The organism is uncultured Lawsonella sp. (assembly GCF_947252745.1).
GTDB lineage: Bacteria > Actinomycetota > Actinomycetes > Mycobacteriales > Mycobacteriaceae > Lawsonella.
Genome location: NZ_CAMXWW010000008.1, coordinates 33,680 through 53,226, shown reverse-complemented (window position 1 = coordinate 53,226; position 19,547 = coordinate 33,680). Strand labels below are relative to the sequence as shown.

General features: G+C 60.4%; 16 protein-coding genes and 1 CRISPR repeat array. Of the genes, 7 read left to right on the top strand and 9 right to left on the bottom strand.

The annotated features are described in order from the left end of the window. Position 1 precedes the first annotated feature (1 nt). Positions 2-357: a CRISPR direct-repeat array (repeat unit 36 nt; unit sequence GAAGTCTATCTGCAGGTTCTAGAGAAGAGAAACAAC). Positions 358-661: 304 nt separating this feature from the next. After that, positions 662-1,288, bottom strand: a complete 627-nt coding sequence (locus tag Q0X28_RS07455; protein WP_298577357.1) for an NAD(P)-dependent oxidoreductase — start codon at positions 1,286-1,288, stop codon at positions 662-664. A 112-nt stretch (positions 1,289-1,400) separates the two neighbouring features. Here Q0X28_RS07455 and Q0X28_RS07450 point away from each other — a divergent pair, with 112 nt between their 5' ends. Both Q0X28_RS07450 and Q0X28_RS07445 read left to right on the top strand, forming a co-directional pair. Continuing rightward, positions 1,401-1,754, top strand: coding sequence for a helix-turn-helix domain-containing protein (locus Q0X28_RS07450; protein ID WP_276771907.1), 354 nt, complete (start codon positions 1,401-1,403; stop codon positions 1,752-1,754). Positions 1,755-1,934: 180 nt separating this feature from the next. Further along, on the top strand, positions 1,935-2,336 hold the full coding sequence (locus tag Q0X28_RS07445; protein ID WP_298577355.1) for a hypothetical protein: 402 nt from the start codon (positions 1,935-1,937) through the stop codon (positions 2,334-2,336). A 322-nt stretch (positions 2,337-2,658) separates the two neighbouring features. Here Q0X28_RS07445 and Q0X28_RS07440 read toward each other — a convergent pair whose 3' ends face one another. From Q0X28_RS07440 to Q0X28_RS07425, 4 genes are all read right to left on the bottom strand, one after another. Further along, on the bottom strand, positions 2,659-3,348 hold the full coding sequence (locus Q0X28_RS07440; RefSeq protein WP_296239534.1) for a TenA family protein: 690 nt from the start codon (positions 3,346-3,348) through the stop codon (positions 2,659-2,661). A 463-nt stretch (positions 3,349-3,811) separates the two neighbouring features. After that, the gene (locus tag Q0X28_RS07435; protein WP_298577353.1) at positions 3,812-3,970 is read right to left on the bottom strand and encodes a hypothetical protein; all 159 of its coding nucleotides are present in this window, start codon (positions 3,968-3,970) and stop codon (positions 3,812-3,814) included. Between the two features lie 786 nt (positions 3,971-4,756). Next, entirely contained in the window at positions 4,757-6,220 is a 1,464-nt protein-coding gene (hemL, locus tag Q0X28_RS07430; protein WP_298577351.1) for a glutamate-1-semialdehyde 2,1-aminomutase, read from the bottom strand. Beyond that, positions 6,217-7,614, bottom strand: coding sequence for a hypothetical protein (locus tag Q0X28_RS07425; protein WP_298577348.1), 1,398 nt, complete (start codon positions 7,612-7,614; stop codon positions 6,217-6,219). Before Q0X28_RS07425 ends, hemL begins: the two co-directional genes overlap by 4 nt. A 123-nt stretch (positions 7,615-7,737) precedes the next feature. Here Q0X28_RS07425 and hemC point away from each other — a divergent pair, with 123 nt between their 5' ends. Then, a complete protein-coding gene (gene hemC / locus Q0X28_RS07420) occupies positions 7,738-9,000 on the top strand; it encodes a hydroxymethylbilane synthase (RefSeq protein ID WP_298577346.1) in 1,263 nt (420 codons plus the stop codon). A gap of 241 nt (positions 9,001-9,241) precedes the next feature. Here the strand turns inward: hemC and Q0X28_RS07415 are convergent, their stop codons facing one another. The 3 genes from Q0X28_RS07415 to Q0X28_RS07405 form a co-directional block, all read right to left on the bottom strand. Next, on the bottom strand, positions 9,242-10,987 hold the full coding sequence (locus Q0X28_RS07415; RefSeq protein ID WP_298577343.1) for an ABC transporter ATP-binding protein: 1,746 nt from the start codon (positions 10,985-10,987) through the stop codon (positions 9,242-9,244). 9 nt (positions 10,988-10,996) lie between these two features. Beyond that, entirely contained in the window at positions 10,997-12,856 is a 1,860-nt protein-coding gene (locus Q0X28_RS07410; protein ID WP_298577340.1) for an ABC transporter ATP-binding protein, read from the bottom strand. Positions 12,857-13,133: 277 nt separating this feature from the next. Next, on the bottom strand, positions 13,134-14,327 hold the full coding sequence (locus tag Q0X28_RS07405; RefSeq protein ID WP_148565052.1) for a hypothetical protein: 1,194 nt from the start codon (positions 14,325-14,327) through the stop codon (positions 13,134-13,136). 161 nt (positions 14,328-14,488) lie between these two features. Between Q0X28_RS07405 and Q0X28_RS07400 the strand changes: the two genes are divergently transcribed. The 4 genes from Q0X28_RS07400 to Q0X28_RS07385 all read left to right on the top strand — a co-directional run bounded on the left by Q0X28_RS07400 (position 14,489) and on the right by Q0X28_RS07385 (position 18,151). Then, positions 14,489-15,151, top strand: a complete 663-nt coding sequence (locus tag Q0X28_RS07400) for a class I SAM-dependent methyltransferase (RefSeq protein ID WP_298577335.1) — start codon at positions 14,489-14,491, stop codon at positions 15,149-15,151. A 176-nt stretch (positions 15,152-15,327) separates the two neighbouring features. Further along, positions 15,328-15,633 (top strand): hypothetical protein, encoded by a 306-nt coding sequence (locus Q0X28_RS07395; protein WP_298577333.1) that lies wholly within the window; start codon positions 15,328-15,330, stop codon positions 15,631-15,633. Between the two features lie 38 nt (positions 15,634-15,671). Next, positions 15,672-16,361: a hypothetical protein gene (locus Q0X28_RS07390; RefSeq protein ID WP_298577331.1), complete on the top strand. Its 690-nt coding sequence runs from the start codon at positions 15,672-15,674 to the stop codon at positions 16,359-16,361. A 341-nt stretch (positions 16,362-16,702) separates the two neighbouring features. After that, positions 16,703-18,151, top strand: coding sequence for a hypothetical protein (locus tag Q0X28_RS07385; protein WP_298577329.1), 1,449 nt, complete (start codon positions 16,703-16,705; stop codon positions 18,149-18,151). A 222-nt stretch (positions 18,152-18,373) separates the two neighbouring features. On the opposite strand, the gene Q0X28_RS07380 is transcribed toward Q0X28_RS07385, so the two are convergent. Further along, a complete protein-coding gene (locus tag Q0X28_RS07380; RefSeq protein ID WP_298577327.1) occupies positions 18,374-19,378 on the bottom strand; it encodes a hypothetical protein in 1,005 nt (334 codons plus the stop codon). Positions 19,379-19,547: the final 169 nt, after the last annotated feature.

Sequence of the window (19,547 nt, the reverse complement as noted above, 5' to 3'; positions counted from 1 at the left end):
TGAAGTCTATCTGCAGGTTCTAGAGAAGAGAAACAACAGCCGCGCCTCGCCCACATCATTCAGTTGAAGTCTATCTGCAGGTTCTAGAGAAGAGAAACAACTGAACAGTGAGGCGTCGTTGTCGTATTCGAAGTCTATCTGCAGGTTCTAGAGAAGAGAAACAACGTCATGAGCACGGCCCATAGACAGACGGGAAGTCTATCTGCAGGTTCTAGAGAAGAGAAACAACCTTAGCGAACGCCTGAGGGACACGGACAGAAGTCTATCTGCAGGTTCTAGAGAAGAGAAACAACGCTCTCGGTGTAGTTGCTGCAGCGTTGAGAAGTCTATCTGCAGGTTCTAGAGAAGAGAAACAACTGTGGTTTTGTTCAGGGTTCGAGTCCCTGAAGTCTGTGCAGGTTGGAGAGAAAGACCGAGCTGCGCGTACAGACAATCAGGGTCCTTATGCGTAGAATCCCAATTCTATGAATACAGCCGTGCTTCCCTCCCTACGACAGCGCTGTCTATACACTTTGACTCTTGTTAGTCGTGGACGCTGGGTGGGTACGTTTTGGCACAACAGCAGAGTGGTGCGCGCGGAAACACGCTCACACCACTCTGCTGTTTTACTGGGACCAGATTGTGGAGGCCTCCGCCGTCACGGTCACTACGGATTTACGATTTACTTGGTGTATACGCTGATGCGTTCGCGTGTGTGTGAGCCGTTTTCGGCTTCGTCCAGCATTGCTTGGGCCATATCCGCGTAGCTCAAGTACGATTCGCCTTTGTCGTTGGTGGCGAGCATTTCTCCAGCAAAGGCGTAGCGGTCGGTGCGTGCTCCATCAGCTTGGAAATCTGCTGCTGGGCTGAGGTATGTCCAGTTGACGCCATCGCGTTCGTGAAGCTCAGCGAGGCCCTTGGCCATTGCTTTTGCTAGCGGCTTGAAGTCGTCGGGGAATTCTGGGGTGTCGTCAAGGGTGGTGCCCTTGTCGTCAACGGTGAGGCTTCCAGCGCCGCCTACAACAAGGAGGCGCGTGTTTGTTCCCGCAAGGCAGTCGGCTATGTGCTTGAGGGAAGTCGAGTGCAGCGGCAGCGTTTCGGGTGTGAAGAATCCGAGTGCATCAACGACGACGTCGAATCCTGCCAGATCGGAGGCGTACAGATCTAAAGCGTCTTTGACGATGGTGGCTTGCGCGTTAACTGGGTCGTTGCGGCGAACAATCGCGGTGACGTCGTGGCCGCGTCGAGTAGCTTCTTCGCAGATGAGTGATCCAGACTTGCCGTGTGCACCAATGACAGCGATTTTCATGCTTCCTCTTTTCTCTTGAGTGTGCCCATCTTTCGAGGGACAAGAAACACGATAGTTACTTTGAGTAACTAGTAACCAAATAGTAACCTGTGGTGTGAGAGGAGCGCCGGTGATGAGTGACCAAAAGATACTCAGTGTTGCTGAGTTACCTGCCTGCCCAGTAGAGACCACGTTGTACCTGCTGGGCAACAAGTGGAAGGTCCTGATTTTGCGGGATCTTTTTGATGGCCCGCAGCGCTTCAGTGATTTGAAACGAACCGTTGGAACAGTCAGCGCAAAAGTCTTGACATCCAATTTGCGGTCGATGGAAGCCGACCGCCTGCTTACGCGAACTGTTTACGCGGAAGTTCCGCCTCGCGTCGAATATGAGTTAACACCACTGGGTTACAGCCTTGAACCCGTGATCAGCGCCATGCGAAATTGGGGAGCGGCCTACAAAGCTAACCGCTTATCCGAAGATATGTAATCCGCACACCTGCACTCCGCCTCCCCCGCACTGCACTCCTACCGCACTCCCGCGCCGCAGCACCTCGCTACCGTCGCACCCCGCACTGCACTCCTACCGCACCCCGCACCTAGACCGCCCCATCTAAAACAACTGCCCCAGTTCGGTCCGAGTGTTACATCCCGCAATTAGACTGGGGCTATGTATGAAAACGTGACGAAATATATCGACGAGATCGCAGCGCTGCATGAGGACGAGTTGATCCCTATTGTCCACGAGTATCTCAACCAGAAGCGCCGCTACATGCCGTCGGGTATCATTCGCGGCACCCACTACGAGTACAACCCGCTCCTGTGGAAGCCCCTAAACACCTGGTCAAAGGAACATTTCGTGAAGTCCGTCGCGGACCGTACTAAGGGTATGCGCCCGGAGGATTTCTGCACCGAGGAGTGGCTGGGCAACCTCGACGAGGATCGCGTGAACCTCACACTCTCCTGGCTGGTCACTAACGAGGACTACTACCTGGGCACGCTAGCCGAGTGGGTGAAGAACGGCACGTTCCTTACGCTGCTTCGCAAGTTGAAGGATATCGACGAGGCCTAAATCACCCCATCATGACCGCAGCATCAGCTTCACCTCTCTCCGCCATAGACCACATCACCCCCACCGGCACCACAGCTCCCACCGCCTAGCAGCACACTACTGCCTTGTAGCTAGTGGTTCCGTACTGCAGGCAGCGGGTGTTTTCTGGGCCATACTGCCGATATGCGGAAAGACCGGGCACTTAGCCCGGTCTTTCCTTATATATATGCTCAAATAGCGGGAGCCTTAAAGCGAGGTTCGGAACCTAGATAGCCAGCCTCGTCCGACCCTGCCAAGCCGCTAGTTGTAGGCCTTGCTGAGCCGCTGCGACCCCTTCGAGCCGCTAGTTGTAGGCGACGTCGAAGAAGCCGCGCTCCAGGGCCACTGCCTTCTGGAACCGCAAGGTCAGCGCGTCCGCGAAGGACTCGTCACCCTCCGGGAAAACCCGCTCCAGCTCATTCACCAAGAACTGGCACCACTTCTGGAACTCGCGGCCCCGGTGCAACTCCACCCAACCCGCATGCACATAACGCTCCGGCAGTGGCGCCGGCTCGGTATCCGTGGAGCCGCGCTCGCCCCAATCCAAGTACAGCCACTCGGCCACCGCCAGCATCACCAGCAGATCCGGGTAGGACTGGCTATTCGCCGCGTCATACATCATCGCCCGGAAAGCCTTCGTCACCTCCGTCAACTGCGGGTCCAGCTGATCGGCCTCCGACACCCCCAACTCGTCGAACGCCTTCTGGAAGTAGCCGTCCTCATCATCAGCCAGCATGCCCAGCTGGGCGGCAAACGTAAGCTTCGAGTCCACCCGGTCCGCATACGCCACGCAGCCCCCCAACATGGACAAGAACGCGTCAAAGAACTGGTAATCCTGCACCAGGTAGCTGGCCAGCACCCCGTCATCCAACGAACCCTCGAACAGCTCGTTAACAAAACGGTGGTTGACGGCCGCATCCCAATCCTCGCGGGCACTCGCCAACAGGAATTCCACATGGCCACCAGGGACCAAATCGATCAGCTTGCGGGACACAATAACCTCTTTCGGGACAAGGGCAGCAACGTCTATGTACCCCCGAGGTTACCCCCGCACTACCGCTTACACACCCCCTCCCAGTAAGAATCCCCGCTGACCCGCGGGTGCCCGCTACCAGCGAAACAGCCCGGGCAAAGACTCGTGTTCCAGGAATGTATCGGGGGTGGGCACAGAGTGCGCATGGGGGCGGGGTCCGCGTGTCTTAAGATCGCGAGTGAATGTAGGGGGTGCGTAGTCCAGGAGCGCGAGCGAGGGCCGGCCTTTTCGAAGCAGTGCTGGCGAGTAGGGGCGGAGACACGCGTGTAACCTGCGCGGGAGGGTGCCTTACGTGGCGTACATAGGGTGGACGGATTTATGTAAGCGGTAAACATGGAGCCCCGCCCGGCTCTTAGTACGCGCCGGACGGGGCTCGAATAGTGTTTGGGGTGCTTTTGTCTTCAGAGCACCCGGACTGGCCGTGTTAGGCAGCTTCGTTATTCGAAGTGTTTTCTTCTACCTGACGACGGATTACTTCAAGAGGAAGGAGGGTATCACGAGGCCAGCAAAGGGATGCACGGACCGCATTCCATGCGCGGGATCCCGGAAAAGCCATTACCTTCTCTTCTTTCGTGCTATTCATTTGCACACCTCCTTCGGGATTCTGCCTGGTGTTCACTTTTGATCCTTTTTGACAAAGTGACCAGGTCTTTTCTTGGTGCCTTTAAGACCTTACTCCCTTAAAATCCTAATTCAACCCCTACCAGGGAAAAGTGCCGTTTTTGCCAGATCTGAAACTAGTTTTATTAATGTGAACTATTTTGAATATGAGTTGAAAAGGCTAATTTTCTTATATTTTGAAGGGCATTTTTCATGATTTGGACACCTTTAATTCGCAAAGGTGTCGCTTTCCCGCCATATCTACGGCTAAGGCACCCCTCACCCCAGATCTCATACGACACAACAATGCTCATAAGCCGTCCGAAAAGGCTTAAATGGTGCACATAGCAGGCAATGTCACACTATTTCTCTTCTAATACACTGTACCACAACAGATTTAATAAAAAAATGGATAAAAAAGCGATTTAACCTCTGGTAATAACTCTAAAAGTACACTACCAGAACACAATTCACTCTCGGGGACAACGTGAATTAATTCGTAAAATTCGTTCGCAAACAGCTTCTCAATCGATCATGACACCCACACTCGCCGATTTATTCTGAGAGTTCAACTTTTTGCCACACACACGGCAACCGACGCCCACACCGCAGCTTGTCACCCCACCCATTCCACGCCCACAACCACACCCACACGGCGTGCCGCCACACCCCACAGAAGTACCCACACTGCCCCCTACAACGCCCCAAGGTACGCCCACGCGACCCGCCACTACACCCACAATCGGGCCTACCGCGCCCACGCAGCCCACTACCCCACCGGGCGCGCCTTCGCCGCAGCCTCCGCCGCCGGACCCATCGCCGCTTCTACCAGTGCAAAGTCATCATCCGTCAACGCTGCAGACACAAACCACGTCTCAAAATTACTCGGCGCCACATACACACCACGCTCCAACAACGCATGGAAAAACGCCGGATAGCGCCACGTCTCCGCCGCCTTCGCATCCCCAAAATTCCGCAGCGGACGCTCCGCAAACGCTACCGAAAGCATCGTCCCCGCCCGCTGCACCGTATGGGCCACCCCCGCATGGCCCAACGCCGCCTCCACAATCCCCTGCAACCGGTCCGCATTCACCGCCAGCTGCCGGTACACAGCCTCATCCGCCAAACTCAACTGCGTGTAACCGGCCGCCATCGCCAACGGGTTACCACTCAACGTCCCCGCCTGATACACCGGCCCTAACGGCGCCAAATAGCCCATCAGCTCCCGCCGGCCACCAAACGCCGCCGCCGGTAAACCGCCAGACATCACCTTCCCAAACGTCACCAGGTCCGCGGCCACCCCATCAACCCCAAACCAGCCCTGGGCCGACGCCCGGAAACCCGTCATTACCTCATCCAGAATCAGCAACGCCCCCTCCGTATGCGCCAACTCCAACAACGCCTGGTTAAACCCCTCATCCGGCGGCACCGTCCCCATATTGCCGGCCGCCGCCTCCGCAATTACACACGCAATCTCCCCCGGATGCGCTGCAAAAATCTGCCGCACCGCCTCCACGTCGTTATAGGGCGCCACATAGGTGTCATGTGTTGCCGCCCCCGTCACCCCCGACGAATCCGGCAAACCGAACGTCGCCACACCACTGCCCGCCGACGCCAACAACGCATCCACATGCCCGTGGTAGCAGCCCTCAAACTTAATGACACCAGGCCGGCCCGTCGCCCCCCGCGCCAGCCGCACCGCACTCATCGTCGCCTCCGTGCCGGAATTGACCAGCCGCACCTGCTCCACGCTGGTCCGCTGCACAATCAACTCCGCCAGCGCCGTCTCATGCTCCGTTGGCGCCCCAAAGCTCAGCCCCCGCTCGGCAGCCTTCTGCACCGCCTCCACAATTGCCGGATGCGCGTGCCCCAGCAGCGTCGGACCCCACGAGCACACCAGGTCCACATAGGTGTTGCCGTCCACATCCACCAGGTGTGATCCCTGCGCGTGGTCAATGAAGCGGGCCGTGCCGCCCACCGACCCGAACGCCCGCACCGGGGAGTTCACGCCGCCCGGGATCACCTGCTGGGCAGCCTGCATATCCGCCGCCGACCGGGCGGTGGAATGATGCGTCGAGGCTGACGGCGCCCCTGCCTGCGCCCCTGCCTGCTGTTTGGTCGCCCCATGCGTTGCTGCCTCGGCACTTGCTGGAGCCGGGGTGTTCGCTCCGCCCGGGGTGTTCACTGCAACGGCGTTCGCTGCGGTTTGGGTGTTCGTATTGGTGTCGCTCATGGGTTCTCTGTGTCCTTTCCGGTGAGGAACGCGACGGCCTCCGCCACGCCCTCCACATCGCCTTCACGTGCTCGTTTATGCGCCAACGCCGACGGCCCATGAGCCAACCGCCCCACCAGCCGGTGCAGCAGCCGCTCCACCTCCGCCCGCGGCACATCCTCCCCTGCCGGCAATCCGGCCAGCTCCTCCGCCGCCAATGCCTGAATATGCTCTCGCAGCTCCACCACCAGGTGGTCCGCCCCCCGCTCACGCTCCCGCGCCGCGAACTCCCCCGCAGCCTCCCACGCCACCCCGCGCGCCTGCTCCACCACTGCCCGCGCCGACTCCGGAACCCTGGCAGCACTTCCCTCCATGGTGACGGCTCCGCACCTGGCTGCCACCCGCGGCTCCACGTCCCCCGGGACCGCCAAGTCCACAATCACCGGCGTGCGCTGCAGTTCGTCCATGAGCTCCTGCGTGATGACGGGCCCCTTCCCCCGCACACACACCACCACATCAGCCTGCGCCACCAGCCCCGGCAAATCCTCCAGTTGGGTCATTTCCGCAGCGGTGACGGTAGCTGCAACAGTGGGTGCCCCGTGCTGGTGCACCAGCGGCGCCATCCGCGCAACGAACCTTTCCGCGCGCCCAGAGGTGGAGAACACCGTCACCTTCCCGCAGCCGCGCTCCACCAATGCGCGCACCACCGCCCCCGCATAGGACCCCGTACCCACGACCAGCGCCCGCACGCTCCCCCACTCCGCGGCCGGCACTGGGTTGCCTGGCGCAGAATTGCTGTGGGTAGCGTTACTTTGGGCAGCATTGCCCGGCACAACGTTGCGTTGCTGAGCGTTGCTCTTGGAAGAATTGCCCGGCGCAGCATCACCCAACGTAACGGCGTCCGGCGCACCCGCCCCCAGGCCGCGCTCTTCCGCCACGTTCAGGGCAGCCTGTACCAACGCCACCCCGCTTCGCTGTACCCCCGGAATTTGCGCAACTTGGCGGGACGCGCTCAACGCCGCATCAACCAGCCGACGCAGCCTGCCGTGCATATGCCCGGCCGACACTTCCATGGACCGGCGAATCTGCGAGACAATCTCCCGCTCCCCCACCACCAGAGAGTCCAGGCCGCAGGCCACTTCGAACACGTGCCGCTCCGCCGCACCCCCCTCCAACAGCAATGCCCCCGGCATCTCCCCCAGCGTCGCCCGGCGCAGCGCCTCCCAGCGCTGCCCGTCAACCACATCCACCAGCACCTCGAAGCGGTTGCAGGTGGCCAGAATTGCCCACGAATCATCGGTGGGGTGGCAGTGCTCCTGGCAGGCGTTGGCGATGCGTGCGCTATGCTGGCACGCCTCGGCTACCTGGGGAAGGCCGTGCGTCCGGTGTGTTACGGCGAAGATTGCAATGCTCACTATGCCAATAATTTAAGCACACATTGCGCAGCCAACCGGGCCGCCCGAAGGGAGTGTGTACGGGCACCGCTCACGGCAGCTGCATCCCGCGCCGCCTCGCATCCCGGCTAGTACCCTGGAGGCATGAGCACCGTTGGCATGAGCCCAGTTGGCAGCCCCGCCGAAACCCCGCCCGACGCCTTGAACTGCGCGGCAGGCGACTCCACCCGCGGCTTTATTGTGGGCACGCGCGGCTCTGCCCTCGCCCTCGCCCAAACCCAGCTGGTGGTCGATGCCCTCACCCCGCACCTGAGCCAGCCGCTGGACGTGCAGATCATCACCACCCACGGGGACACCACCCGCGCCCACCTGGTGGATTTAGCGCAGCAAGGCCACACTGGTGTGTTCGCCAACGCTATCCGCCGCGCACTGCTGGAGGGACAGATCGACCTGGCCGTCCACAGCTGCAAGGACCTCCCCGCTGACCCCTGCCCTGGTTTGGAGATTCTGGCTATGCCGCCGCGAGGTGCTACCGCCGACTGCCTCTGCACGACCGCCGGCTGGACGTTGGAAACGCTTCCGGAGGGTGCCCGCGTGGGGACCGGTTCGCCGCGGCGTGCGGCGCAACTGTTGCGTGTACGGCCGGACCTGAGCATTGTGCCCATTCGCGGGAACATCGAGCGGCGTCTCCGCTATCTGGAGGAGCCCGTGCTCAACACTCCGATTGGGTCTGGTAGTGGGTCTGGTGACGGTTCCTGCAGTGACACACCCCTGGATGCGGTGGTTCTGGCGGAGGCCGGGCTGCAGCGCCTCGCCGCACGCGATACCGAGGCGGACACGGTGCTGCGCTACATCAGCCAGCGGTTGCCTTTCCTGCCATCGCCCGCGCAGGGCGCTTTGGCGCTGGAAGTCCGCATGGACACAACACCCGCCCCACTCCGCCAGGCGCTACTGGCTATCAATCACCAGCCGACACTGCTGGCCGCCATCGCCGAGAGGGCGCTGCTGCGCACCTTGCACGCCGGCTGCGAACTACCCATTGGGGCGGAGGCCACCGCACAGATACATCCGCAGACCCGTGGGGTGGAGCTGACGTTGCGGGCAGAGATTCTCTCCCCAGACGGGCGGGAGCGGAATGTGGTGGAGCACACCGTCACCGTCCCGCAGCTATCGTGGGCGGAGGAGTCGGCTGAGGCGGCTGCGGCGGAAATAGCTGCGGCGGAAGTAGCTGGGGCTGGAGTGGCTGGGGCGGAGTCGGCCGCGGGGTTGTTGGCAGCGGCGCCGCTAGACATTGATCCCGGCTTGGTAGATCCGGCCTACTATGCGGAGGCGCATGAGGCGCAGTTGGCGGCTGCCTACCAATTGGGGCAGATGGTGGCGCGTCGACTGCAGGCCAACGCACGCTAAGAAAGTGTGTAGTGTGCGCGGGTCATCGCACTGCGTATTTTGCGTGAAGTGTGCTTCCTGTCCGACAGGTGTACCCCTCTGGCAGTATCGCGCTTCGTCGCCCCTGTTTGTGCACATAAATAAGGCGACGGGGCTAGGCTCTACGAGCAGCTAGCCCCGTCTGTGTGCTGGAGGGATTGATTATCCTAGCGCTTGGGTGGTGATGCCCTGGCTACACAATCCCCGCAGACAGCGTACAACATCAGTCGACGAGTTTCCAACGCTGGGAGAATTCTTGGTCCTCCCAGAACTGTGCATAGGTGCCGCCGGCGGCCAAAAGCTCCTCGTGTGTGCCTAGTGCCTCAACACCACCATTGGCCACAACCGCAATCTGGTCTGCCGCCTTAATAGTCGAAAGACGGTGTGCGATAACGATTACGGTGGTGTTGTGGGCGAGGCGGTGGAGGGTTTCCACGATGGCGGCTTCGTTTTCGCCGTCCAAACTGGAAGTAATCTCATCTAGTAGGACGATGGGCGATTTCTTCAGCAGCGCCCGCGCAATAGCAACTCGTTGCCGTTCGCCGCCAGACAGCCGCGAACCGCCTTCACCCACCATCGCATCCCAGCCCTCCGGCAGGGACTCAATCACTGTGTCCAAACACGCTGCCCGGGCAGCCTCCTTCACATCCTCATCGGACGCATCCGGCCGGCCCACCCGCACATTCTCCAGAATCGTCCCGTTAAACAGGTACGTCTCTTGGAACACAATGGAGAGGTTCTGCATCAGCTCCTCAGTGGACACGTCACGCACATCAATGCCACCAATGCGCACCGCGCCCTTATTCACATCCCAGAAGCGGGCGATCAGCCGCTGAATAGTGGACTTACCGCCACCCGACGGCCCCACCAGCGCCGTCATCGTCCGCGCTGGCATATACAGGTTCACATCCCGCAGCACCGGCGTATCCTCCCGGTACCCGAAGGACACGTCATCCAACTGCACATCCACACCCGGAATACGCATCCGCTGGTTCGGATCCGGCTCCGGCAAGCCCGGCGCATCCAGAATGCTCACCAAGCCCAGCAACGCCTCCCGGCTGATAGTAATAGCGGCCACGTTCAATACCACCTGCATGAGCGGAATGAACATGCGGACGATGAGCACCGCAATAGCCAGGAATAGGGCGACATCCACCGGCTGCACCCCCAGCCCGTGGTAGCCGCTGGCCAGCTGCCAGCCCAACACCAGCAGAGACACTACGCACGCCAGGATCAGCGGCAGCTGGTACAGCTTCGCCACATTACTGGTGGCCGTCAACTCCTCCAGGACCGCCCGGGAGTCCGTATCGATAGCGTCCTCCAGCGGCTTCCACTGCTTTCGGTGCGACGCCCGCAGCAGCGGCTGGGCCTGCGCATACTCCAGCGACCGGGCAGTCAGTGCCCGCTCCATGTCACTGTGGTGGTTCACTTCCTCATCCACATCCGTCAGCATGTGCCGGAACGCCCACACACAGAACGGCAGCGCCAGCAGGAACGGCAGTGTAGCCTGCCAGTTCACCACCAGCCCCGCCAACAGCATCACCCCCACCATACTGAGGGTGTTGCAGATGGCCGGTAGCGCCACCGACGGATAGTGGCTGAGGTTATTCACGTGGTAGCTCAGCGCATGGGAGATACGTCCCCGCGCCCGGTCGTCGAACCAGCCCAGCGGCAGGGTGAAGATCTTGTTGCCTACCCGCTCCACGGACTGGCCACAAATGTCGAAGGTGGACAGGTTGTAGGAGAAGATCGTGGTGCTGATGTTGGCGATGCACGCCAGCACACCGGCCGCCACCACACCGCCCAGCCACGGCCACATGCCGTTCCAGTCCTGGGCGAACAGGTGGCGGAGCAGCGGCACCAGCATAATGAACGCGGCCGCTTGGAATACGCCGGAGAGGACAAAGCCGACGATGATGCGCGTCAGGCCCTTCTGGATCCCCAAGATACGGGACATTTCCTTAAACATGGTGGTCTCCTAGGCGTCTTGCTGCGCGGTCCACATGCCGCAGTAGGTGGGTGACGTGTCCAGTAGCTCACTGTGAGTGCCGGTGGCCTCAATACGACCATGGTTGAGCACCACAATCTGGTCCACATCCTGGATAGTGTGCAGGCGGTGTGCGATGACTACCACGGTTCGGGTGCCACGCAGGTCCGCCAGCGCCTCCTGGATGGCGCGCTCAGAGTGGGGGTCCGCGTAGGCGGTCGCCTCATCCAACAGCACAATGGGTGCATCCTGCAGGAATGCGCGGGCAATGGTGAGGCGCTGCTGTTCCCCGCCAGACAGGTAGGCGGAGTCCGAGCCGACGATGGTGTCGTACCCCTGCGGCAGCTCCATGATCCGGTCGTGGATACGGGCAGCCTTTGCGGCGGCGATGACCTCCTGCTGAGTGGCGTCGGGGCGAGCGATACGGATGTTGTTGGTGACGGTGTCCGACAACAGACTGATGTCCTGGAACACAATGGCCATGTTGTGCATGAGCTCCTGGGTGGACACGTCACAGATGTTCACGCCGTCAATCTCCACCGTGCCGCTGTCGGGTTCCCAGAAGCGGGCAATGAGGCGGGTGATGGTGGTTTTGCCGGAGCCAGAGGGACCGACCAGGGCGGTGACGGTGCCGGGCTGCATGGTGAGGGAGATGTCGTGCAGCACCTCGGTGCGGACCGAAGCAGTGGCGCTGGAATCGGCTGTGGCCGTAGTGTCTACTGCAAGGGCTGCATCTGCCTCGTCCGCAGACTTCCCGTTGGGCTTGGCGGCGTAGCTGAAGCTCACGCCTTTCAGCTCGATGGTGTTGCCGGTGAGGGGCTGCGGGTTGTCCGTCTCCTCAATGTCCGGCTCCAGCAGCAGCGTTCCGATTTCGCTGATGCTGTTCGCCCCGTGGAAAATGTAGGAGGTCAGCGTGTAGAGCCGGCCGATGGCTTCCGGCATGCCCAAGCCGAGCAGTAGGAAGGGCATCAGATCGACGGGCTGTACGATTCCCTTCCACGCCATCAGCGCCCCTGCCACCATCAGCGGAATGAGCATGGCGCCGGGGATCATCAGGCCGGCGGCCGCCCCTTGTGGCTTTCCGAACCCGGACATGTAGTCGTCCAGGCTCTTCTGGTAGCGGGCCGAGGCGTCTTCGAAGCGCTTAAATTCTTGACCCGTCAGCCCGAAGTTCTTCACCTCGGCAATGCCATCGGCGATTTCCACGGCAGACTCAGAGAGCTGTTTCTGTGCCTCCGTGTACTCCACCATGATGTTGCCGTCCGACAGCACAAAGCCCAGCACCGACACCAGCACCACCAGCACCAGGTAGGCCAGTACCACCAGCGTCATCCGCCAGTCGCACACGAAGAGGTAGATGAAGCCAATAATGACGGTGGTGAGTGAGTTCGGCAGGTCGGCCGCCGAGTGAGCAACGACGGTGTGGATATTGGTGACGGCGTCGTTGATGGTGGCGCGTACCCGGCCGGAGGTTTGCTCGTCGAACCAGCCGAGCGGGAGTTTGTCCAGCTTGGCGAGGATGCGGCGGCGGATGGTGGCGCGGAACTTGGCTTCCACGACGTGGGCGTAGCCGGTGGCTCCCATGATGAGGAAGTAGCGGAGAAGGACGCAGACCAGTGCGGCGGCCAGGATCCACCAGAAGTGGGGGTCGCCGGCGCTGGTGAGGCCATGGTTGGTGACGATGTAGCGGGCGGCCTCGACGAGGGCGATGTACATGCCGATTTCGGCGACACCGCCAAGTGCAGCGAGGGTGACAATGCCCGCCATTTCGTGGCGGATAGGGTGGAGGACGACGCTGGCGGGGGACGGTTTCTTCGGTTCCCGTGGCGTCGTGGTGGAAGTCGTTCTCATGGCTCCACCCTATACCCTTTTTTAGGGTAGCCTAACCTCTATTTCTGCACTTCGGGTCGCAGCTGCGCCACAGCTCGGCGCGGGTGCTCAGCGCACCTGGGCTACCCAGGTGACGGCCCGGCACCTCAGCCACAGCACAGCACAGCCATAGCACAGTGCAGCCACAACGCACGGCCACAGCACAGAACAGCACATGGCCGTAGCCGGCGCGCCGCTGGGACCCGTCACCCCCCCGTGCACGCACAGCACAAGCACCAGTACAAGCTCAGTGCAAGCTCTACCAGGTCTTCAGCGTAAGCTTCGCCTGCCCCACCGGGGCGCCCACCAGGTTCGGGTCCGACGGGGGATAGTCCTTAATCTGTTCCACGCGAATCCGGCCCACCCTATTGATATACGCGTAATCGCCCTTCACCAGCGTCGGATTGAACCCCGCCTCGCACTCGCGGCCGTTCACCTTCTCCTCGATGAACACATCCAGCCCCAGCGGGCCACCCCGCCTATGCGAGCCACGCAGCGTCATCTTGCCACGCGCCTGGTGCACATCCACCTGCGTCGGCCCCACCGGGCCAAGCGTCAAGTCCACCCGCGTGTGGCGTTTAAACTCGAACTTGTCCAGCCGGCAGGGCGCATGCTCCGCATACTGGGCCAGTGTCAGCGTCGCCGTCGGGTTGTAGCCGCTCAAGCTCAGATGCTCCATCACAATCACCAGCCCCGGCTGGATCGCCGCCGTGTACACCACTCCATCCGGGCTGTACGGTGAGCCCGACTCATACAACGGGAACTGGTAGCCGGGCAGCGGCCCATCCGAGGGGTCCAGGTTCACCGGCGTCACCCGATAGCGCGGTAACTGCGACTGCCGCTCCACCCCATCATATTTGCTGTTTCCGGTACGGTGACGGCTGCCGGCCTGGTCGCGTCCCGCCCCATTCGGGTCGCCTGGGGCCTGGTCGCGTCCCACCCCATTGTGGTCCCCCTTCTCCACGTCCCGCTGCGGGCTATCCTCCCACCGGCCCGATCCATCCGAGGAGGTAGACATCCGCACCCACTGGAACTGCGCCCACACACCCCGCGGGCGCTTGTTGTTCTGCTTCAGCGGCACATCAGTGTCACCGAACTCTGACAGGCGAAGCGTAAACGGCGCCATATCACTGCGTGTAAACAACAACGTCGTCTGGAGGGGGACGGTGACGGTAGCCCGCCCCGTATCGACGACGGAGGCGGAAAGCGGGGAAGCGGCGGCCTGCGGGGCGGCCTGGGGTGTGCCGGCCAAGGTGAGGGCGAGCGGAAGAGCTGCCACAACTGCCAGGCCACGGCGGGCCCAGCCGGTGCGGCGGGTGCGACCGAGGCATGCTGCCGAGGGGACGCCGGGGAATGGTTCCAGGATGCCGCCATGGCGTGATGCCGGGGTGTCAACCGCTGCACGAGTAGCGCGTGCGGTGCGGTTTTCGGATGCTGCGGTAGGAGTAGTCATACCTTCAGCCTAAGGAAGGGAAAGGGGCCAGGGGCGACCTGAGGAAAGTTTCCATGCAGTTATGAGTGAACACCGTTGCCACTGGTGGAGGCCTACACCTATTGTGAGAAGTCTTTATCCCCCTCTTTTCTTTACATGTTTAGTTTGGATACCCTAAGTGCATGAGTAGTGTGAAGAGCCTTTTCGCCAATTTCCGCCTCCCCGCGGACGACCCCACCGGCAAGAAAACCCTTGCCTCCATGAACAAAAATCATCGCAAGAGCAACCTCTGGGCTCTCAAAACCCTCCAAAGCATCGTCGACGCCCGCCGCGGTTTCACCACCAACACCATCCTCGACGTCGGCTGCGGCGGCGGCCAATTCCTCGCCGACCTTAACATCGCCTGGCCCGACGCCACCCTCATCGGCATCGACCACTCCCCCGCCGCCATCCAAGCCACCCTCGACACCAACGCCCACCTAGTAGCCTCCGACAAACTCACCGCCTACCAAGCCACCGCCGACACCACCCTCCTGGACGACAACTCCGTCGACATCGTCACCGCCTGCGAAACCATCTACTTCTGGCCGGACATTGACGCTGCCCTCCAAGAAATGCGGCGCATCCTCCGCCCCGGTGGCATCTTCATGGTGTGGGTTGACGGCAGCAACCCCATCATGATGAAGCCCTGGGAGAAGCTCATCGGCGGCATGCACACCTACACCAAAGCCGAACTACGGGACGTCTTCACCCGCAACGGCTTCGACACCCTCCAGCTGGCGCCCCCACACCAACCCCCCATCTACAGCCGCCTCGCCACCTTCGGTACCGCCCCCGCCACGTAGCCCGCGCCTAGCCAGCCACGTAGCCAGCCACGTTGCCCACCAAGTCCGCGGCCAACCCAGCGGAGCAACCAAGCACCGCCCCCGCCGCCTAGCCCACCAAGTCCACGGCTAACCTAGCTGGGCAGCCAAGCACCTGCCCAACCGGTAACCCTGCCACCCGCAGCCCCGATAGCCGGGTGCCAGCGCAACACCAGCCGCCAGTCCAAGCAAACGTCTATGCCCAGCCTTACGGGATTGTGCCGGACTTCCACCCATCCCATAATTTTTCCCCGTTTGGAACACAAAAGAACGTCCGTATTCGCGGCTATCCTGGTCAACCCAACCGCTATAGCGTGTCCTATAAAACCGAAAAGGACTGTGCAGCCGTTGTGAAAGACCCGAAGAGTCTTCCAGGTCTCTACCCTAGGGATGCTGTCCCCGCAGAGAAGAAGAAGTACCTCCGCGAAAGTAGCGCCCCTACGACAGTGCTGTGGGTGGTTTAATGCTGCGCGTAGCCCTCACTGTTGAAAGGTTCTCTCCGATGATGTCCTCGTTCTCACTGACTTCTCCAGGGAAGAAGCTCACAGCTGTTGCTTTTGTCTGCACTGTTCTTGGTGGACTAGCGGGATGTGACAACCAGTCAGTTCTTAACGACAACACGAGCGCTAGCTGGTCGAGCAGTAGTCAACGAAACCCTGACCACATTTATGCGAACCATACCGAGGGAGCAGACCCGGATGGTGGCCTCGGTGGATTTAAATCTGCACAAGAGTATGACGACTACAAGGCACTTTCAAAGAAGTGGGGTGTAAAGCAAACCCCTGATTGGTTGGCGATTTGTAATCAGGTGAATGTGTCGGCGCTGCGGAAGGTGGGGTTTGACCCGCAAAAGGACCTAGACAAACGCTACCCCGGCGACGAAAAGTTCAACTGCTACTGGTTTAAAGACAATGGCCGGTTAGCGTTGTATTTTGGGCGGATCGATTCGTCCAAAAATGTACGGTCCAATCCTGACTTTCACTATTTGCGTACGGTGAAGCGTAATGGAGAGACCTACTACTTGGGCCATGTGGAATACACAGGGGAAGGAACAATTGCACAGGCTTTCACCTGTTCTCTCACCTTTGACCGTGACGGTGCCGGTTACGTTGCTTCCTTCAATGGCAAAGATCCAAAAACAGATGCTGAAGCCTGTAATGACTTGATCGCAATGATGGATCCTCATCGTTAATAAGAATAGAAAGATAACAAGTAATGCAGGTTGATAACGACGAGCTCCGCGATCTTTGTAGCCAACTAAACCGGCTTGTCGAAAACGCAAATCTAACCGTTACTGACCGTTGTGAATTCGCCGGGCTAGTTTCTGAACTCCCGTCTGTACAGAGCTTTTTTAATCAAGTAAATGAACTCGTGACAGGAAGTCATGGGTTGAAAAAACTGGTGAAATGGCACATTGAAGAGGGCTCGTGTGTCTGTATCGCATTGCAGAATCAATGTCGCGCGATCTGTTTAACGGACACATCCACGCAAGGGGATCTCAATGGGACCTACGACACTCTCTCGTCGAAGCGCATGCACAAGACCTGCCTCCCGCCGGATATGGGTGGTCTTGGGCATGGAGTAAAACTCCCTGACGGTCGTTTAGTGCGGAGCTTCTCAAGCCGCGGCATCCCCCTAACAGAAGAGCCGTTAGGGCAAGATGTCGATCGCTTGGCTGTAGCATTCGCAAAATTCGATTCTTCTGTGTTTGCTGACTGCGCAGATGCTTGGACATCAGCTGGCGAAACCCTTGTAAATCTTGCTGATGACGTCCAGAAAATTGCTAATGATGTGCAAGGTGCAGGTTCCAAAGATGCGTTTACCTATGAGGCAGGTAGCGGCATACGCCGCTGGGCAATGTCACTACGCCAACTCGGCAAACAAGCTAACACGGTCAGCAAACACATCGACACGTTTGCCAAAAACTATGACCATGCTCGCGCTGAGGTGAATACGGTGGCTGATGAGTCGGATCGGGCGAAACGCAACGCGACCGAAGAAGACCCTTACAATCCTGCGGTCTATACCGAAAAGGCGAATACGGTGCTACGGGAGCACTACAACCCCGAACTCGCCCGCGCAGACACAAAAAATATAGAAATTCCGGTACCGATCCGCGCATTCCACCCCGACGACACAACGCGCCTTCCCGAACCCCCCAAGCCTATTCCGGTAACCCCGAAGGGAGCTCTCACTCCACCGAAGATTGAGGCGAATCCGGTTGTTGCGAAGTCTGTTCTTGCCCAGCCGGTAGTCCCGCCCCCGGACACTACAGACATCCCCAAGGCCACCCCTGGAAAGGGCATGCCTCCAGCGGAGACCACACCGAATGCAGCCCATCCGTTGCCCCCCAGCCAAGGGAGCGGTGTCGGTTCAGTTAGTGGCCCCACCAGTATGGCCTCAGGTACCACTCCTTCCCCCGCGACCCCAGCAGGGACCACCACCGCCGGTGCCGCTGGATCTGCGGGACACCCCAGTACCGGATACCTAGGCGGCTACCCCAGCCACTGGAACAACCCCCACCAAAGCCCCCACAAAAACCGCGAATCCCGACCACACACGAATCTTGTTGTCGGCGCCGGAGCTTTCGGCACTGGTCTTAGTACAGGCTCTTCGGATCGAGTTGTGCCCAAAGGTGGTGCACTCAGGGCCATACCCGGCGCGGGTCAAACCCCAGGCACCCCCGGCACCAACCCCAACACCCCCACCAGTTCCGGCACGAAAGCCCCTGCCGGTTCAGGCTCCCCAGCTAAAGCCAGCACCAACCCCAACACCCCCACCACCAGCACAGGCCGCCCCGGCACGTCCGGCCTCCCCGGAACCCCCGGAACAGGAACAAGCCACAACACCACCAGCAAGACCACACCCCGCCGCACCCGCCGCTCAGCACACAACACCGAACGCATCCTCCCCCAACCCGGCAACCTCCCCCACGGCCCCATCCGCCACCCCAACGACCCCCTCTACAACACCGGCCACTAACGACACCACCAACACACACCACCAGGAAACACACTGGCTGTAACCGCTTGCGCAGACCGCTAACGCAAGCGACTGAACTCTGACAACCACACACACGCTACCCGGCACACACACGCTACCCGGCAGCATCCACCCGTCACCGTCCGCGACCCAAAATAGTAAGGCGCGGGTTGCCTGAGGAATCCAGGCAACCCGCGCTGAGCTCATATGAGGAGGCTAGCTCTACTTCTTGACATTGGGGTTGTTCTTCTTCTTCTGAACACCCTTGTAGATGCCGTAGCCGCCGCCACCAACAACAGCGAGGACGATGATAACGATCAGGGCGGTCAGCCAGCCGGGGGTGCCGGAGCCACCGGTGTCCTGCTCGGCAGCGACGTCAGTGTCGGTGATCTGAAGCTGGCCATCGCTGGCAGCAGAGCTGGAGGAAGCGCTCTTGTCGCCATTGGTGGCGGAGCTCTTCTCGCCAGCCTTCTTATCGCCGGCCTTCTTATCGCCGGCCTTCTTATCGTCAGCCTTCACATCGGCGGCGGAGCCCACAGCGTTAACGGACGCCAGGGTTTCCTTGCCCATGGTGGAGTGACAACGAACCTGCAGGTCGAAGTCGCCGAGGACCGGGGCGCTCACAGCGTTCTTCACGGTGAAGAAGTTCTCCGGGTTGTTGAACTCGGCGGCGGCACCCTCGTTGGCGGGGTGCAGGGTGGGGATCTTGCCGGGCTTGGTGGCCTTGAAGGTCACCTCAACCTGCGGGGGTCCCCAACGCTGGATGTCCTTGCCGTTCGCATCAACGTTGATGTTGCCGATAACCAGGCGGTTGCCGCCAACCAGGCTGATGGAGGGCTGGCCGCTGGTGGCGTGGCCGGATCCAATGAAGCGAGCGGTAACGAAGGAGCTCGGGTCGTCAATAGTGAAGCGGTAGGTGGCGTTGGCGTAGTTCTTGACAGTAAGGCCGTGGTCGACGCCCTTAATGGGGGCGGGGACGTAGTCGAACACCATCTTGAACTCTTCGCCAACCTTAACCTGGTCGGGAATGTTAATGGTCATGGTGTCGGGGTCGCCGACGAAGGTTTCATCCTGTCCAGCGGGAGCACCGTTACTGCGGCAGGTGCTGAGGATGGTCTTAGTTACGGTTGCTGCTGAGGCAGTCGCGGCGGTAAACGGTGCGAGGCTGAAGCCCACGCCCGCTACGGCGGCGAGTGCAAGGAGTCGCTTAGAGAAGTTTCGGGTCATAGCCCCTATTATCTAGGAAATATCGCCCCCACATGCAGGAATGAAATTGTTTTTCTTACTATTTACAACTGTTGATAAAAGTCCTACATTGACCCTTCATTGCCCCTCGCTTTCCCCCTTCTCTTCTATTTTGTGACGGCGCTCACAGCCTGATCGTATCTTTACAAGC

Coding starts and splice junctions, on each gene's coding strand:
- Q0X28_RS07455 (WP_298577357.1), bottom strand. CDS start 1,288: ATGAAAATCGCTGTCATTGGTGCACACGGCAAGTCTGGATCACTCATC.
- Q0X28_RS07450 (WP_276771907.1), top strand. CDS start 1,401: ATGAGTGACCAAAAGATACTCAGTGTTGCTGAGTTACCTGCCTGCCCA.
- Q0X28_RS07445 (WP_298577355.1), top strand. CDS start 1,935: ATGTATGAAAACGTGACGAAATATATCGACGAGATCGCAGCGCTGCAT.
- Q0X28_RS07435 (WP_298577353.1), bottom strand. CDS start 3,970: ATGAATAGCACGAAAGAAGAGAAGGTAATGGCTTTTCCGGGATCCCGC.
- hemL (WP_298577351.1), bottom strand. CDS start 6,220: ATGAGCGACACCAATACGAACACCCAAACCGCAGCGAACGCCGTTGCA.
- hemC (WP_298577346.1), top strand. CDS start 7,738: ATGAGCACCGTTGGCATGAGCCCAGTTGGCAGCCCCGCCGAAACCCCG.
- Q0X28_RS07415 (WP_298577343.1), bottom strand. CDS start 10,987: ATGTTTAAGGAAATGTCCCGTATCTTGGGGATCCAGAAGGGCCTGACG.
- Q0X28_RS07410 (WP_298577340.1), bottom strand. CDS start 12,856: ATGAGAACGACTTCCACCACGACGCCACGGGAACCGAAGAAACCGTCC.
- Q0X28_RS07405 (WP_148565052.1), bottom strand. CDS start 14,327: ATGACTACTCCTACCGCAGCATCCGAAAACCGCACCGCACGCGCTACT.
- Q0X28_RS07400 (WP_298577335.1), top strand. CDS start 14,489: ATGAGTAGTGTGAAGAGCCTTTTCGCCAATTTCCGCCTCCCCGCGGAC.
- Q0X28_RS07390 (WP_298577331.1), top strand. CDS start 15,672: ATGATGTCCTCGTTCTCACTGACTTCTCCAGGGAAGAAGCTCACAGCT.
- Q0X28_RS07385 (WP_298577329.1), top strand. CDS start 16,703: ATGCACAAGACCTGCCTCCCGCCGGATATGGGTGGTCTTGGGCATGGA.
- Q0X28_RS07380 (WP_298577327.1), bottom strand. CDS start 19,378: ATGACCCGAAACTTCTCTAAGCGACTCCTTGCACTCGCCGCCGTAGCG.